The organism is Tenacibaculum sp. IMCC1 (assembly GCF_054906355.1).
Window position 1 is genome coordinate 2,038,622 of the sequence record NZ_CM142818.1, and the last position, 15,998, is coordinate 2,054,619.

Consider the following 15,998-nt stretch of genomic DNA (forward strand, 5'->3'; position numbering starts at 1 on the left):
GCTCAACAAATTTGTTGAGCTTTTTCTTTACGTTATATTGATATTTATTTCTTATCGCTATTGAAATATTTTTCTACGTCTTCAACGTGATCAGGCATAGCAATAATATTTTTGTCTTTGTCTAATACGAAGTAAGATGGAGTACCAAGTAGATTGTACTTTTTTACGGTTTCGTTGTCAAATTTATATTCAGGATGTGTTCCTATAGCATTGTGCCATCCTGGTAAATTCTTAACAAACTCGTCCCATTCATTTTCTTCATTTTCAATACCAAAAGAAACTACCGATACTTCTTTATGAGTTTGCATAAACTTATAAAGTTCTGGAATTTCTTTTATACAGTGTGGGCAACCAGTACTCCAGAATACTAACAAATACTTGTTTCCATCATTTAATGTTGATAATTTATATTCTTTATCTCCTTCTTTCCAAGAAAAATCAGGCGCCACTCTACCTACTGTTGCAAGTAAGATGTCTAGTTTTTCCTTTTTAAAATCAACATCTTGATCTTCAGCAGGAAGTTTGTCATAATATTCAGCAAACATCCAGTCTACTGCAGGCCCGTTACGTTTTTCAGTAAGAGCACTAATTAAATAATCGATAACTGCTTTTTCTAACTTGTCAGAAGAAATTTTCTTCATAACATTGGTAATAGATTCCTTTATTAATTTTTGTTGAACATCCTTATCTTCTGAATAATTTAGGTAAAAAACATAATCGTTAATTCGGTCAATCAAAAAAGAAGAATTGTATAGTTTGTCACTTTTAAAATCTACATATTCAAAAAAGTTTTCACTAGTAGCAGATAAATAATCTTGAACATTATCATGAGGGTTAGATGAATTATAACGGCGAGAGGCTTTTATAAAACTATTTACTAACATTCCTTCAGACTTATTTTCATACATTTCTTGAACATCTTCTAACTCTTTAAGCTCTTTTTTGTATGCTTTTTTTGTGTCTTTTGATTTAGTTTCAATATAAGAAGCTTGTAATGAATCTATCTTTTTTTGAACAGCATTATATGCTTGTAAGTATTCATTGTATAATTTGTTTTCTCTAGAGCTAGTAAATAAAACCGATTGGTCCGGATATTTTGGATTAAAAACAAATTCAACATTTTCTTTATTAAAGAAAAAATCAACAAAACCTGCACCAGAATTTCTATAAGTAGCTCTGTAAGCACCTGGAGTTGCTGTATTAGGTAGTTCAAAACTAAATTTACCTAAAACTTGTTTTTCACCGCTTATAGCTACAGTATCAAATTTAATGGTGGCATTGGCAAGAAACTTTTGTTTTGCTCCCTCAATTTTATATAAAATAACCCAATCTCCTTTGTCTGGAGGGGTCATGGTACCTTTAACAGTATACTGTGCATTTGCAAGTGATGTGGTGAATATTAATAGAGCCAGTAATTTTTTCATCATAATATTTAAAAAGGGTTATTAATAAGGTTTTAAAACTAGTCATTTACGAACTTCTATCCAAGAAGTGTACCACTTTTATTTTATCTTGTGTATTTTAGAAACGTTTTTTTAATCATTTGAAAACATGAACTTTAAAGAACAAATATTTTGGGTAACAGGTGCGTCTTCAGGAATCGGTAAATCTCTAGTCATTGAGTTATCTAATTATGAAGCAAAATTAATTATATCATCAAGAAATGAAAGCATTTTAAGAGAAGTGAAAAAGAGTTGTAAATTTCCTGAAAAAGTTATGATTTTGCCTTTAGATTTAGAAGATTATGAAAACCTTCATGAGAGGGTAATCAAAGCAATTTCATTTTTTGGAAGAGTAGATGTTTTAGTGAACAACGGAGGAATAAGTCAACGATCGCTAGTGAAAAATACTTCAATAAAAGTTGATAAACGTTTGATGGATGTTAATTATTTAGGAACTGTGGCGCTTACAAAAGCCTTGTTACCTCATTTTATTGAAAATAAATCAGGGCATTTTGTTGTAACTACGAGTATTGTTGGGAAAATAGGAACTCCATTACGTTCTACATATGCTGCTACCAAACATGCTTTACATGGTTTTTTTGATAGTTTGAGAGCAGAACATTATAAAGACAACATTGCTGTTACTTTAATTTGTCCAGGATTTGTAACTACCAATGTGTCGAAAAATGCATTAACAGGAAATGGTACCCTGCAAAGTACAATGGACATAGCGACAGCAAAATGGTATAGATCCAGATAGATTTGCTAGAATGATGTTAAAAGCTATAAAGAATAAAAAAGAAGAAGTTTATATAGCAGGTGTGAAGGAAAAGTTAGGTGTATATACGAAACGTTTTTTCCCTAAGTTATTGTCAAAAATGATTCGGAAATTAAGTGTTACTTAATCAAAAAAATTAATTAGTTCAAAATAATTAATGATGGCTTCTTTCATTAAAACCGATTGTTCACCTGGTTTTAAGTTGGGTAATTCGGTTACAGTTTTATAGTGAGGCCATCCATCATCGTCAAAAAAATCGAATTCATAGTATCCGTAAGGTTCTAACAACTTACAAATAGCAATATGCATAAGGTTTACCTTTTCATCTTTTTTAAACTTACGATGCCCTTGTCCCAATTCTTGAACGCCAATTAGGTAGATAACTCCATCTATATTAAGCTCATCACCGTCAGCAAATTGTTGTGATAATTGAGTTATTACAAAATCCCACTTTTCTTTTAAATTGATTTCTTTTGCCATTTGTGCTTTTTGAAAAAGCAAAGATACAAATGAGTTATGTATATTTGAGCATAGATTTTATAGTAGAAGGCTTTTATATTTATGAATACTTTTGATATTATTATTGCAGCATTACTACTTTTTGGCTTTGTAAGAGGTTTAATGAAAGGGTTGTTTGTAGAGGTTGCTTCACTAGTTGCTTTGGTTGCAGGAGTTTATGGGGCTATCCATTTTTCGTACTTTATTGGAGATTGGTTGAAAACTAGTGTAACTTGGGATGAAAAGTATATTTCTTTGGCGGCTTTTGCTGGAACTTTTGTGGTCATAATTGTAGCTATAGCACTATTAGGGAAAATTTTAACCAAAATAGCTGATTTTGCAGCTTTAGGAATTTTGAACAAAATTTTAGGTGGTGTTTTCGGTGCTTTAAAAATTGGATTAATTTTAAGTGTAGTTTTTATTTTCTTCGGAAAAATGAATGATACTATTCCGTTTGTAAAAGAGAAAAGCCTAGAAGAGTCTATTTTATTTAAACCAGTAAAGAAGATTGCTCCAACGATTTTTCCTTCGATTATAAAAGACCAAGAAACACAAGAAAATGAAGATAATAAAGAGCTAGAAATAACAATATAAGTGCTGAGCCTCTTTAATTTGTTAAAATCTATCGGGTGTCATCTCTTAATATACTAAGACCAACTTCTCTTTTTAAACCCTTCCTCTGTATACTTTTTGTACTGTAACAGTTTTATAATTAGGTTTACACATTAAATCTATCAAAAAGTCAATATAAAATTTATATTGACTTTCTATTTTATTTCTTTTGCCCAACTATGGAGCTGGATTAGGAATCATTGTATGCACCGCTTCAATCTCTGCTAAAATATCTTCAGACAGTTCAATATTAATAGAATTGATATTCTCTTTTAGCTGACTCATTTTTGTAGCTCCAATAATATTACTCGTTACAAATGGTAACTGATTGATGTATGCTAACGACAACTCTGTTAATGTTAACCCGTGTTTATTTGCTATTTTTTGATACTCTAAAACCGCTTTTTCTGAACCTTCATTTTTATATCTAGCGATAAACCTTGGAAATAAGGTTCCTCTCGCTCCCTCTGGAGTTTTTCCATCAATATATTTTCCTGTTAATACTCCTTGTGCTAAAGGAGAGTAAGCCAGTAAGCCAATATTTTCTCTCATAGAAACCTCAGACATTCCCACTTCATATCCTCTATGAATTAACGAGTACGAGTTTTGAATCGTAACCATTCTTGGTAAACCATGCTGTTCTGCTGTTTGCAGATATTTCATCGTTCCCCAAGGAGTTTCGTTAGACAAACCTACATGTTTTATCTTTCCTTGTTTTACGAAGTCATTCAAAGTTTCTAAAATCTCTAAATGCTTTTCAGCTTCTTCTGCAGAAGTTTTATACGGATAATCACGTACTCCAAAACAGTTTACTCCACGATCTGGCCAATGCAATTGATATAAATCGATGTAATCTGTTTGTAACCGTTTCAAGCTACCTTCTATAGCTTCTGATATATTTTTTCTATTAAAGCCACCTGTTCTAATATGAGCTGTATAATCGCCTCCTCCAGCAATTTTAGACGCTAACACTACTTTTTCTCTGTTTCCTGTTTTCTTAAACCAAGAACCAATAATTTTTTCTGTTGCTCCGTATGTTTCTGGTGTTGCTGGTACAGAATACAATTCTGCGGTATCAAAAAAGTTTACCCCTTTCTCTAAGGCGTAATCCATTTGTTCATGACCTTCTGCTTCAGTATTCTGTCGACCCCATGTCATTGTTCCTAAACAAATTTTAGAAACTTTTACATCGGTATTGGGTAGTGTTGTGTATTTCATTTATTCTGTAATTATTAAAGATTTACTGTAAACCAATGATCATTTCGAAAGAGGTACAATTGAGAAATCTTTAATTTAAAAAGTTACTCCTTTATGAGATTTCTCGCTACCACTCGAAATGACGAATTATTTTAAAATAGCTTCAATTCCTGGTAAGGTTTGTCCTTCTAGCATTTCTAACATTGCTCCTCCACCTGTAGATACATAACTCACTTTATCAGCAAATCCGAATTGTTTTACCGCAGCAACCGAATCTCCACCACCTACAAGTGAGAACGCTCCATTTTTAGTTGCTTCTTCAATAGCATGTCCTAAACCAATGGTTCCTTGTGCAAACTTTTCCATTTCAAAAACTCCTAAAGGACCATTCCATAAAATTGTTTTTGATTTTGCGATAACTTCAGCAAACTTTTCAACAGTTTTAGATCCACAATCTAATCCCATCCATCCATCAGGAATTTCGTTTGTATCTACTACTTGCGTATTCGCATCGTTTGAAAAAGCATCTGCAATAACAGCATCTACTGGTAAATGGATTTCTGTATTATTCTCTTTTGCTTTCGCTAAAATTTCTAATGCTAACTCTAATTTATCCTCTTCAACTAATGAGTTTCCTATCTTACCTCCTAAAGCTTTGATAAACGTAAACGTCATACCACCACCAACAATAATGTGATCTACTTTTTCAATAATATTTTCAATCACACCAATTTTAGACGACACTTTCGCCCCTCCTAAAATAGCGGTCACTGGTTTCTCTGAATTGTTTAATACCTTATCGATGCTTTCAATCTCAGTTGCTAATAAATTTCCGAAGCATTTATTTTCTGGAAAAAATTGTGCGATAATCGCAGTAGATGCATGTGCTCTGTGTGCTGTACCAAAAGCATCATTTACATACGCATCTCCCCATTTGGCTAATTGTTCAGCAAAAGCAACATCTCCCGCTTTTTCTTCTGTATAAAAACGTAAGTTTTCTAACAATAAAACTTCTCCGCTTTTTAAATTAGTTACTGCTTCTTCAACTACTGAACCAATACAATCATCAACAAACTTCACTTGTACACCTAACACTTCTGTTACCTTGCTAACAATATGACGTAACGAAAATTGATCTTCTTTTCCTTTTGGACGTCCTAAATGCGACATTAACACACAGCTACCACCATCTTCTAGTATTTTAATAATCGTTGGTTTTGCTGCTTGGATTCTTGTATCGTCTGTTACTTCAAAACTATCGTTTAAAGGCACATTAAAATCTACGCGAATTAATGCTTTTTTATTTTCGAAATTGAAATCGTTCAATGTTTTCATTTTAAGTTGTGTTCTGTTTCAGCAAACAAAAATAATTATTTAAATCTGATTGGTTTCTATTCTTTTTGAGCTTTCAATCTTATATCTTTGTTAAACTTACATGCTTATTAATATGAACACAACATCTATAAAAATAACTTCTGAAAAACTTAATTTACAAGAATGTTACGATTTTGTAGCTGATCCTTCTTGTGGTGGAATCGCTGTTTTTGTAGGTACTGTAAGAAATGCTACACAAAACAAAAAAGTAACTCAACTAGATTTTTCTACCTACAAGCCCATGGCAATTAAGGAAATGCAAAAAATTGCGGATGCAGTTTTGGGAAAGTTTAGTGTAACAAAAATTGCTATTCACCATGCGGAAGGCTTGTTAACGATTGGTGATGTTCCTGTAATTATTACTGTTTCTTCTCCACATAGAAAAGCGGCTTTTGAAGCTTGCCAATATGCTATAGATACCTTAAAAGAAGCAGTTCCTATTTGGAAAAAAGAATTTTTTGAAGATGGTGAAGTTTGGGTGAATGCGCACCCTTAAAAACACTATATTTGGTAATAAGTCATTTCTAATAATGTAAATGCATAACAATCTTTATTGGGGCATTAGCTCAGTTGGCTAGAGCGTTTGACTAGCAGTCAAAAGGTCATCGGTTCGACTCCGATATGCTCCACTATTTTTAAAATTATGTTTGAGTTTACCACAGCTTCTAATCAAACAGAATTGCTTCAAATATTGAAGTTGCAACAACAGAACTTGCCTGGTAATTTATCAGAAATAGATAAAAAAGAACAAGGTTTTGTTACCGTTCATCATGATTTGGAGTTACTGCAAAAAATGAATGATGTACATCCGCATATTATTGCAAAAAGTGGAGAGCTAGTTATTGGTTATGCTTTATCAATGTCTAAAGTTTTCAGGAATGATATTCCAATTCTCATTCCTATGTTTAATAAAATTGACATGACTTCAAAAGGCACAAAATCATATGTTTTAATGGGGCAAGTTTGTATAGACAAGCATTACCGAGGAAAGGGAATTTTTAGAGGTTTATATACTAAAATGAAAGAAGAATTCTCTGGATTATACGATTGTATTATTACTGAAATTGATAAGAAAAACACTCGATCTATGAATGCGCATAAAGCAATTGGTTTTAGAACTTTAAAAACCTACAGAAGTAACAATCATAATTGGGAGATTATTTATTTAGGTATCTAATACGGTAAATCAGCAGGTTCAACAAAATTGACTGCTGGATCATATAACTCAGTTAAGAGATTTTTTATTTCAGTCATGAATTCTTCTAATCTTTCTTCTGTAATAGCGTTATCAGGTTTTCGATAATTAGATGAGAAATTCATCTGTAAAAAGCCACTTTTTAAGTTTTTGAAGGAGATAATTCCTGCTGCCAATCGTTTCTCAAAATTAAATTGTGTGTGTTGAGTATATAAAAACGCATATAACATTACCTGAATGGCTTTGTGGTATTTTAAATCGCGTATCACTTCAAAGTCGAGTACTTTTAAGTTCGTGCTATCAACCATTCCTGTTTTATAATCAATAATTCTAGTAACACCGTTGAGTTCATCAATTCGATCGACAATTCCTTTTATTTTTATTGGAAAATCAATTCCTTCAACCTTTATTTCTGAAGACAATTCCTGCTCAGTAGCAATTATTTTTAGTTGGTTATTCTCATCTTTCAGCAATTGTTTTTCCTTTAGTAAAAAATTCTCTACAAAACGATTTGCAACTTCAAAAATTAATCGATTCTTTCCTGTAGTTAAATCTCCGTTTTTAAAATGTTTTGAAAAATAAAAAGTTACGAGTTCTTTGGTTTTCTTCTGCATATTTTCAACATCTCCTAATTGCAAATATTTTCCTTCAAAGGGTTTATATAATTCTTCTAAGATATCATGCACAACAGTTCCCATCGTATTTGCAGCAACTGTTTCTTCAACGTCGTCTAGTTCATTAATTTTTAAAATTTTCTGTTTGTAAAAGGCAATCGGATTGTACAAATAATTGGTTAATGCTGATGGAGAAATCCCTTTTTGAGCTAATTCTTGTAAGCGTTCAAGAACTTTTTCATCCTTCTGAATTTCTTTTAATTGAACAGGCGATGTTACTACTTTAGGACTCACTATTTTTTCGGTAATATCGTCTCGCATCATTTCTAACTGCGTTACAAAACGACTTTTTTCTCCGCTTCCAAATACATCATGCTCTGTATTGTACAAAATGTAAATGTTTTTAGCACGTTGTAACAATCGGAAAAAATGGTAGGAGAATAGAGCATCTTTTTCTCTGTAGGTTGGCAACCCAAATTCAATCTTTACATCAAAAGGAATAAACGTGTTTTGTTGCTGATTGGCAGGCAAAACTCCTTCATTCACAGAAGTTATAATAACATTTTCAAAATCTAATACACGTGTTTCTAATACTCCCATTAACTGCAACCCTTGTAAAGGTTCTCCTTGAAATGATAAACTTTCCGATTGTATTAGTTGTCTAAAAAACTGATGTAAAGTTTTTAAATCTTGTACATAACCAAACTCATTATGCAAGTTTTGTAACTGAGTAAATGCAGTATAAAATCGGAATAAGTACTCTTTTTCTAACTCGTTAGTATTTTCCTTCAACAAGTTAATTAACTCTATAATTCTGTTTAAAAACTCACTAATTGATACTAACGGATTAAAAATTGTCGTTATAGTTTTCTTTATTTCTTCACTTACAACAGACAAAAATGTTACAACCTCTTCTTGACCAACAAACGTATTGTTTTCTTTAGCAATCGCTTCTGAAAGTGTATCGGCTATATTAGTTTGCTCATCAATCTGTAATAATCGATAAATGGTGGTATCTTTTACTAATCGAATTACATCTTTATGATAAAAAAGATTTTCTTTCTTCTTTTCTAACTTTTCTTGATTTATAAATAGGTGGAAAATAGCAAATACTAAACTTGTAGTAGGCACATCTTTTAAAGGGTATCCCATTGTAATGTTAACTGCATTTACAGTTGCGGGTAATGAATTTAAGGTAATTGGCAACAAAGTTTCATCTGCCAAAACCAATGCTGTATTGTTGTAATTAGGAAGTTTAGCTAAAATCTCTCCTGCATATTTTATCTGCGTGATGTTTTTTGAAGCTCCGATAACCTCAATATGTTTCTTTTCAGAAAAATATTCTTTAATCGTTTGAATTGGGTGCTGCTGATAATACTTCCATCGAGTTTTGTACTTCCTTAAAAAGCTTCCTGCTTGGTGTTGACTTTCGTAAAACGTTTTGTCAATATCCCAATAAGCTTCTGCATTTCCATTCAACAAAAATTGTTCAAACAAGAATTCTTCCGCTGCATTTAATGCATTGAATCCGATAAAAAAGTATTTTTTCTGTTGATTTCTATGGATGAAATTCGCTACTTTTTTAGTTGATTCTCTATATAAAACCCCTTGGTATCCGATATTATTTTCAAGTAAAAACTGATAAAAAGCATCGTAATATTTATTCAACTTTTCCATGAAAGCAAAATGATCTTTCATTAATTCAGTTTCTTGAAACTCTCCCTTTACTGACCATTTTCGTAAGCGATGAATGTCTCGCAAATACACAAATATTTCTCGTGTGTTAATCAAATGCTGATCAATCTCATTAAAATCTTGCAACACCGTAAATGCCCATGATGAAAACACATCAAAAGAATCTGGGGTTTCTTCTTGTTTTTTATAAATTGTATAAAAATGAAAAAGGAGCTGGACGGAGTCTACCTTTTTCATTTCTGAAATTTCTTCAACAAAATCACCAATATTGATAATCTCTGGTAAAAAACCTGCCGAAATTTTCTTTTTAAACGTTTCTTTTACAAAAACTCCTGCCCTTTGTGAAGGCAATATAAACACAACATTTTCAAACGATTTGGTGTTTTGTAAAATAACATCTAACGTTTCTGAGATAAAAGACTGCATACCTTGGTTTTCTTGTAAGCAAAGTACAATTTTTATCCTACTTTTGATAGTACAGACAATATATGATTATGAACACAACGAATACTTTAAAAGTAGCTTTGATTCAATCGGATTTGGTTTGGGAAAATCCAATAGCAAACAGAAAACAATTTGAGGAAAAAATCAACAATTTAACTGAAGGTATCGACTTAATTATCTTACCTGAAATGTTTACTACTGGTTTCACTATGAATGCTTCAGCTGTTGCTGAAACTATGGAAGGCGAAACAGTGCAATGGTTGCAAAATTTAGCACAAAAAAAGAATGTTGCTATTACTGGAAGTATTGTTATTAATGAAAACTCTACTTTTTACAATCGTTTATTATTTGTGTACCCTTCGAGGGAAATTGATTCATATGATAAAAAACATACTTTTACATTAGCAGGTGAACATAAAGTATTTTCTGCAGGAACTGAAAGAGTTATAGTTGAGTATAAAGGATGGAAAATTTGTCCGTTAATTTGTTATGATTTACGTTTTCCTATTTGGGCAAGAAATACAGAAAATTATGATTTATTACTCTATGTGGCAAGTTGGCCTAAACCGCGTATTGAAGCATGGGATGCTTTATTAAAAGCACGTGCAATAGAAAATATGACTTATACCATTGGTGTAAATAGAGTAGGTGTTGATGCTAACAACTATGAGTATACTGGAAATACAGTTTGCTATAATACTCTAGGAAACTGTTTGGTTAAAAACAATCAAGGAATCGAAGAAATATTATTTGTTGAGTTAGATAAAGAAGCACAAACAAAAACACGTGAACGATTTCGTTTTTTGGATGATAGAGACAGGTTTATATTACAATAAAAAAGCAACCTAATTGGTTGCTTTTTTTATTTTTATGCAGGAATCATCCATTTAAAATTGAACTTTGTATCAGGTACTACGATACGTTCTGTGATTCGGTACATTCTGTCTGGTAATTTCATTAAGAAATCACGTGCTTTTTCTGCTTCTGGAGTTAAATTGGTGATTTTATCAATTTCCCAAGTTTCATTCAACTTTTTAAGAATGTCAACATAGTCAAAGCCGGTGTATACACCTATTCGTTGCGCAACGGTTGAAAAATCGTCAAACAGACTTCCTTTCTCCCCAAATGATTCTCTTAAATGCATTGCAGGCATAACTATTTTGTGTTTCATCATGTGTTGAAATGCCAACATCATTTCACTTGGGTCAATCTTGAAGATTTCCTTTACAAACTCTGTATACGCTAGGTGATGACGCATTTCATCTCCCGCAATAATTCGAGACATTTTTGCCAAAGCTTTGTGCCCTTTCTTTTTCGCTATTTTTGCTACATTTAAGTGCGAAATATACGTTGCTAGCTCTTGAAAACTAGTGTAGACAAAGTTTTTATACGGATCTGTTGCTGTACCGATATCAAATCCATCAGCAATTAAATGCTGTGTAGATACTTCTACCTCACGCATATTTACTCTTCCTGAAAGATATAAATACTTATTTAACACATCTCCATGACGATTTTCTTCAGCTGTCCAAGCACGAATCCATTTTGCCCAACCATTGTCTGGTTGTTGTGTTACTCCATCTAAATCTAACAACCATGATTCATAGGTTGGTAAAGCTTCTTCAGTGATTGTGTCACCTACTAAAACCACCCAAAAATCATCGTCAAGCTCCTTTGAAATTTCTTGAATTTCTTTTACTTCATCGATAAAAGAATCTTTTTGAGAATTAGGTAAAAAATCGGTTGGTTGCCAAATTTTTTCAATTGGCATTAAGAATTTGTCTACAAAACTGTCTATATTTTTTTCCAGCGTTTGCATTACTTCCTTTCGTATGTTTTGTAATGACATAATAAAATTTAAGGGTTATATTTATTGTTGTTTGTTTTTAGTGTATTCCAGATTTAACTGTTGCTTCCACTTTGGTAATTAACTCATCAAACGGTAAGCTATCTACTTTTATAGGTTCGTGAGTCTGGATCTTTATAGGACTTCCTATTCCTAATGGAAATTTTCCGTATTTAAATACTTTCCACGAATTATTTATTGATAACGGAACGATATAAGCTTGTGGATTGTATTTAGCTATCATTTTAAGCCCGTTTACAGAGAATACCTTTGGTTTTCCTGTTCTACTTCTCGTTCCTTCCGGAAAAATCGCGGCAGACCATTTATTTTTATTAATTCGTTTGGCGAACTTACCTAATTCAGATAAGGCTTGCTTAGGATCTTTCCTTTCAATTAAAGCAGCTCCTCCATATTTTAAATTGAAAGAGATACTGGGAATTCCTTTCCCTAGCTCTTTTTTTGATACAAATTTTGGGTAGTGTTTTCTAAGGTACCAAATTATTGGCGGAATATCAAATGTACTTTGATGATTTGCTACAAAAATTAAGGTAGTATTTTCTGGTAACTTGTGTTTATTTTCAAATTGAACTCGAATTCCTAAAATCAATAACGACTTTATCAGGAACCAATTCATAATATTTACTACATTTTGGTGTCCTTCTTGACCAAAGAGTTTTAACCCTAACCATTGTAATGGGTGAAAAATTAATAATAAAGAAAAAAACACCAATGCAAAGATTGATGAGAGTATATAACTTAAAACCTTCATTTTATATAGTTATTTTTTTGTTTGCTTAGTTCTATTAATTTAATAGATAAAATCGTTATCAAATCATACCGATTTCATTATTAAAACTTTACTGATGCGCAAAAATAGAAAATCCCGCGGAAGCGGGACTATAATTTTATCTTAAAACCAATTATTCCAAGGAATTCTTGAGAGAATTAATAACAACGCTAATCCGTAAAAGATAGCAAAGGTTTTAAACTTGGCTTCGCTTTTTACTTGTTTTTTATGTTTAGACCATCCTATCGTAATTAACACTATAGCAATAATCATAGTTAATGGGTGTTCAATTGCCAATAATCTTGCTGCTGGTTCTTTCATCACCTCTCCTCCATTAGCTTTTAATGCTTGATACCAAGGAGACATAAAATACCATCCTAAGCCTATTAATAATTGAATATGAGTAGTGATTAGAGTAAATAAACCTAAACGGAACTCTTTATGGGTAAATTCTTTTTTTTGTACTAAGCCTATAATAGCATTTACCACCGTAAATATTAAAACTGCTAATACAATATACGCCCAATAAGAGTGCAAATTTTTCATCATGATTTGTTAATTTTTTGTACTTGTAAAAGTACTGAATTTTCTGCATAAAAAAACCACCTCTTTTGAGGTGGTTTTTGAGTTTTGTGTAGATTTAGTAATTAGAATGTATAGTTTACACCTATATTCCAAGTTCTTCCTAATCCGAAGTATACTCTGTTACTTGTATTGATTCCTCTATAAGTATCATCTCCAGGCTTAGCTTCGATATTCGTATCAGATTCTGACATGTATAATTCGTCAGTTAAGTTACTAACATTTAATCTTAATCCAATAGAGCTATTATTTTTAAAACTATACTTATACGATAATCCAGTATCTATTAATGCATAACCTGGTAACTGAATAGTTTTTCTATTTTTAGCCTCTAAAATATCTGATGGTGAATCAGTTGAGCTTGCTCCGAAAGATTCTGGATCAATTCCTCCACCATATAAACTTCCTACATAAAAGCTACTAATATCAAATCTTAAACCTTCTGTAACTTTATAATCAAATCCTAATCTGAAAGTAGTTTGAGGTGCATCACCGACTTTTTTACCATCTAAGTATAAAGTTTGTGTTTGTTCTTGACCATTAACTAAAACAGGGTTGTTTGATTCATCAAAATACGTAGCAGTTACATCCGCACCATATTCATAATTAGCTATAGACCCCATTAAGCTTACTGTTAAATTTCCAAATTTTGCAGTAGCATCCAACTCAACACCTTGGTGAACTTGTTCAACGCCTTCTAAGTTAGCAGTACCTCTTACCTCATTCGCTTGACCTCTATTAAAAGTAGCAGATGCTCTTAAGAATCTATCTTTCCAAGATGTTCTATATAAGTTTAAGTTAACACTATAATTTTCATGACGGAAACCATAGCCAATTTCTAATCCTAAAATTTTCTCATTGGTTAATCCTTCGTTAACGTTATTATCATTGTAGTTAGGGAATACAGCATCAAATAACGGTTGCTTAGAATAGAAACCAGCATTACCAAATATGTTATGCTCTTCATTAATATTCCAGTTAAGACCACCTTTCACGTTTCCACCCCATAAATTTTGCCAATCAGATTCTTGCTCTGGGTCAGAATCTAAATAGTTAAAATAATCAATTCTTTTGAATCCTTGACGAGAAACAGCTGCCTGAATAAATGCAGAAATATCATCATTCTTATACTCTAACTGAGTAAATCCACCCATCCAGTTTACTTTACCATCATTGTAATAATCTACTTTTACTTCATCATCTATATTAGAAAACACATTTAAAATATTAGAGATAGAAGGTTCATACGTTTTTGTTACTACGTTACCTAAATTATTAATATTATCATTATCGATATAAGCATCAGCTCCCATTAAATCAACTAATCTTCTATAGTGAATTCCTTTATAAGTTCTCAAATCAACTCCAAAATCAAGCGTTAAGTTCTCGTTTAATTCTGTATTAAAGTTAGAAATAATTCCAAACCAGTTGTGTGAATTCATTGAAGATCTTTGTGTAATTCCATTCTCAGCACTATATCTCCAGTTGCTATCGTACCCTGAGATTAAACTTCTGTGGGGAGAGTAACTTTGGTTACCATTAATAAACTGACCTTGTATTGAAGCAGGTCCCCCTACGTTTCCAGTATACGCTTCTCTATCTGCTCCAAAATCAGGAACTGATTGTCCAGAGTTCCAAGCTACAATATCATCAAAACGAATTAATCCATTTTCATCTTTAAGATCATCTGAATAAGACTGACCTCCATTAATACGTCCTAACGAACCAACTGATCCTCCACGTCCTAGAGATGCATATAAAACCGTAGATAACTTAGAGTTATCATTTATGTTCCAGTCCCAGTTTAATGATGCTACTGGTTTGTGATAGAAGTTTCCGCTAAAAGTATCTTCTTTCCCTTTTCTATACCCCCAATCAGAATTGTATCTTCTGTTTGGTTCTCCATTACTACCATATTGAATATAAGTAGCTATACTTGGTGCAAAACCTCTTTGGTTATGTCTTTGTGGTGCACCTGTAATTGTTAATTGTAAATTATGATTATCATTTGGTCTGTATCCAAATGCCAAATAATAACTATATCCTTCGAATTCAGTACCATTAACATAACCGTCTCCATTTGTTCTACCAAATAAAGCTGAAACTGACATACCGTTTTCTAATAAACCTGTATTGTAAGAGACAGTTGTTTTTAAATAATTATCATTACCTACACTAGCATAAACTCTACCTCCCTCTTTCTTATCAGCAGAACTAGTTAATACGTTTATAGTACCACCAACAGAAGAAATAGCTAATTTAGAAGAACCCAAACCTCTTTGTACTTGCATTGCAGAAGTTACATCTGATAAACCTGCCCAGTTAGACCAATACACCCATCCGTTTTCCATATCGTTAACAGGCATACCATTAATCATAACAGCTGTGTTTCTTTGATCGAAACCACGAATATTGATTCTTGAATCACCAAAACCTCCACCTTGCTTTGTTGCATAAACAGAAGGTGTAGTGTTTAAAATTTCAGGAAACTCCTTAGATCCTAATTTTTCTTGAATTTCTTCTGCTTTAATAGTAGACACAGCAACTGGTGTGCTTCTATCTTTAGCAATATCAATAACTCCTGTGATAATAACCTCTCCTAGTACATTAGATGGTTCTAAAGCAATTGTTCCCAAATCAGAAGCCCCAGAAAAAGACACTTCTTTGTTGGTATATCCAACAAACGATACTACTACTGCCCCTGAATTAGAACTAGCGTTTAGTATAAATTTTCCATCAAAGTCAGTCGCTGATCCGTTAGTAGTCCCTTTTACTACAACGTTAGCTCCTGGTAATGGTTCCCCCATTTCGTCAACTACTGTACCAGTAATTTTTGTTTGACCTAAAACCGTAGCTGTTACAAAGAACAAAGCTACAAGTAATACATTTTTAAATGTTTTCATTTTTTAATCTAATTGTTATTAAATGCAGGTG

14 protein-coding genes and 1 tRNA gene are annotated in these 15,998 nt (G+C 32.3%); 6 read left to right on the top strand and 9 right to left on the bottom strand.

Translation table 11 applies throughout. From position 1 onward, the window contains the following. Positions 1-44 precede the first annotated feature (44 nt). Positions 45-1,427: a TlpA disulfide reductase family protein gene (locus tag ACXIHB_RS09560; RefSeq protein ID WP_082118598.1), complete on the bottom strand. Its 1,383-nt coding sequence runs from the start codon at positions 1,425-1,427 to the stop codon at positions 45-47. Between the two features lie 124 nt (positions 1,428-1,551). On the opposite strand from ACXIHB_RS09560, the gene ACXIHB_RS09565 reads away from it, so the two are divergent. Beyond that, positions 1,552-2,202, top strand: coding sequence for an SDR family NAD(P)-dependent oxidoreductase (locus ACXIHB_RS09565; protein WP_462098129.1), 651 nt, complete (start codon positions 1,552-1,554; stop codon positions 2,200-2,202). A gap of 141 nt (positions 2,203-2,343) precedes the next feature. On the opposite strand, the gene ACXIHB_RS09570 is transcribed toward ACXIHB_RS09565, so the two are convergent. Beyond that, on the bottom strand, positions 2,344-2,700 hold the full coding sequence (locus ACXIHB_RS09570; RefSeq protein ID WP_159611055.1) for a hypothetical protein: 357 nt from the start codon (positions 2,698-2,700) through the stop codon (positions 2,344-2,346). A gap of 81 nt (positions 2,701-2,781) precedes the next feature. Here ACXIHB_RS09570 and ACXIHB_RS09575 point away from each other — a divergent pair, with 81 nt between their 5' ends. Further along, positions 2,782-3,312, top strand: a complete 531-nt coding sequence (locus ACXIHB_RS09575; protein WP_047788263.1) for a CvpA family protein — start codon at positions 2,782-2,784, stop codon at positions 3,310-3,312. 195 nt (positions 3,313-3,507) lie between these two features. On the opposite strand, the gene ACXIHB_RS09580 is transcribed toward ACXIHB_RS09575, so the two are convergent. Together ACXIHB_RS09580 and ACXIHB_RS09585 are read right to left on the bottom strand one after the other, a co-directional pair. Continuing rightward, entirely contained in the window at positions 3,508-4,548 is a 1,041-nt protein-coding gene (locus tag ACXIHB_RS09580) for an NADP(H)-dependent aldo-keto reductase (RefSeq protein WP_349264728.1), read from the bottom strand. Between the two features lie 126 nt (positions 4,549-4,674). Beyond that, entirely contained in the window at positions 4,675-5,862 is a 1,188-nt protein-coding gene (locus ACXIHB_RS09585; protein ID WP_047787919.1) for a phosphoglycerate kinase, read from the bottom strand. 112 nt (positions 5,863-5,974) lie between these two features. Between ACXIHB_RS09585 and ACXIHB_RS09590 the strand changes: the two genes are divergently transcribed. From ACXIHB_RS09590 to ACXIHB_RS09600, 3 genes are all read left to right on the top strand, one after another. Next, positions 5,975-6,397, top strand: a complete 423-nt coding sequence (locus tag ACXIHB_RS09590; RefSeq protein WP_239178224.1) for a molybdenum cofactor biosynthesis protein MoaE — start codon at positions 5,975-5,977, stop codon at positions 6,395-6,397. Positions 6,398-6,456: 59 nt separating this feature from the next. After that, positions 6,457-6,530, top strand: a tRNA-Ala gene (locus ACXIHB_RS09595). Positions 6,531-6,544: 14 nt separating this feature from the next. Continuing rightward, positions 6,545-7,078, top strand: coding sequence for a GNAT family N-acetyltransferase (locus ACXIHB_RS09600; RefSeq protein WP_462098130.1), 534 nt, complete (start codon positions 6,545-6,547; stop codon positions 7,076-7,078). On the opposite strand, the gene ACXIHB_RS09605 is transcribed toward ACXIHB_RS09600, so the two are convergent. Next, complete coding sequence (locus ACXIHB_RS09605) at positions 7,075-9,831, bottom strand: PD-(D/E)XK nuclease family protein (RefSeq protein WP_462098131.1); 2,757 nt, start codon at positions 9,829-9,831, stop codon at positions 7,075-7,077. The two genes, ACXIHB_RS09600 and ACXIHB_RS09605, sit on opposite strands and share 4 nt — an antisense overlap. Positions 9,832-9,899: 68 nt before the next feature. On the opposite strand from ACXIHB_RS09605, the gene ACXIHB_RS09610 reads away from it, so the two are divergent. Next, positions 9,900-10,685 carry an amidohydrolase gene (locus ACXIHB_RS09610; protein WP_462098132.1) on the top strand — a complete coding sequence of 262 codons (786 nt, stop codon included), beginning with the start codon at positions 9,900-9,902 and terminating at the stop codon, positions 10,683-10,685. A gap of 32 nt (positions 10,686-10,717) precedes the next feature. Here ACXIHB_RS09610 and ACXIHB_RS09615 read toward each other — a convergent pair whose 3' ends face one another. The 4 genes from ACXIHB_RS09615 to ACXIHB_RS09630 form a co-directional block, all read right to left on the bottom strand. After that, positions 10,718-11,698, bottom strand: coding sequence for an acyl-ACP desaturase (locus ACXIHB_RS09615; protein WP_462098133.1), 981 nt, complete (start codon positions 11,696-11,698; stop codon positions 10,718-10,720). A gap of 37 nt (positions 11,699-11,735) precedes the next feature. Further along, a complete protein-coding gene (locus ACXIHB_RS09620; protein ID WP_462098134.1) occupies positions 11,736-12,464 on the bottom strand; it encodes a lysophospholipid acyltransferase family protein in 729 nt (242 codons plus the stop codon). Between the two features lie 141 nt (positions 12,465-12,605). After that, the gene (locus tag ACXIHB_RS09625; protein WP_047787926.1) at positions 12,606-13,028 is read right to left on the bottom strand and encodes a hypothetical protein; all 423 of its coding nucleotides are present in this window, start codon (positions 13,026-13,028) and stop codon (positions 12,606-12,608) included. A 101-nt stretch (positions 13,029-13,129) separates the two neighbouring features. Beyond that, positions 13,130-15,967, bottom strand: coding sequence for a TonB-dependent receptor (locus tag ACXIHB_RS09630; RefSeq protein WP_349264733.1), 2,838 nt, complete (start codon positions 15,965-15,967; stop codon positions 13,130-13,132). Between the last annotated feature and the right edge of the window lie 31 nt (positions 15,968-15,998).

Coding starts and splice junctions, on each gene's coding strand:
- ACXIHB_RS09560 (WP_082118598.1), bottom strand. CDS start 1,427: ATGATGAAAAAATTACTGGCTCTATTAATATTCACCACATCACTTGCA.
- ACXIHB_RS09565 (WP_462098129.1), top strand. CDS start 1,552: ATGAACTTTAAAGAACAAATATTTTGGGTAACAGGTGCGTCTTCAGGA.
- ACXIHB_RS09570 (WP_159611055.1), bottom strand. CDS start 2,700: ATGGCAAAAGAAATCAATTTAAAAGAAAAGTGGGATTTTGTAATAACT.
- ACXIHB_RS09575 (WP_047788263.1), top strand. CDS start 2,782: ATGAATACTTTTGATATTATTATTGCAGCATTACTACTTTTTGGCTTT.
- ACXIHB_RS09580 (WP_349264728.1), bottom strand. CDS start 4,548: ATGAAATACACAACACTACCCAATACCGATGTAAAAGTTTCTAAAATT.
- ACXIHB_RS09585 (WP_047787919.1), bottom strand. CDS start 5,862: ATGAAAACATTGAACGATTTCAATTTCGAAAATAAAAAAGCATTAATT.
- ACXIHB_RS09590 (WP_239178224.1), top strand. CDS start 5,975: ATGAACACAACATCTATAAAAATAACTTCTGAAAAACTTAATTTACAA.
- ACXIHB_RS09600 (WP_462098130.1), top strand. CDS start 6,545: ATGTTTGAGTTTACCACAGCTTCTAATCAAACAGAATTGCTTCAAATA.
- ACXIHB_RS09605 (WP_462098131.1), bottom strand. CDS start 9,831: ATGCAGTCTTTTATCTCAGAAACGTTAGATGTTATTTTACAAAACACC.
- ACXIHB_RS09610 (WP_462098132.1), top strand. CDS start 9,900: ATGAACACAACGAATACTTTAAAAGTAGCTTTGATTCAATCGGATTTG.
- ACXIHB_RS09615 (WP_462098133.1), bottom strand. CDS start 11,698: ATGTCATTACAAAACATACGAAAGGAAGTAATGCAAACGCTGGAAAAA.
- ACXIHB_RS09620 (WP_462098134.1), bottom strand. CDS start 12,464: ATGAAGGTTTTAAGTTATATACTCTCATCAATCTTTGCATTGGTGTTT.
- ACXIHB_RS09625 (WP_047787926.1), bottom strand. CDS start 13,028: ATGAAAAATTTGCACTCTTATTGGGCGTATATTGTATTAGCAGTTTTA.
- ACXIHB_RS09630 (WP_349264733.1), bottom strand. CDS start 15,967: ATGAAAACATTTAAAAATGTATTACTTGTAGCTTTGTTCTTTGTAACA.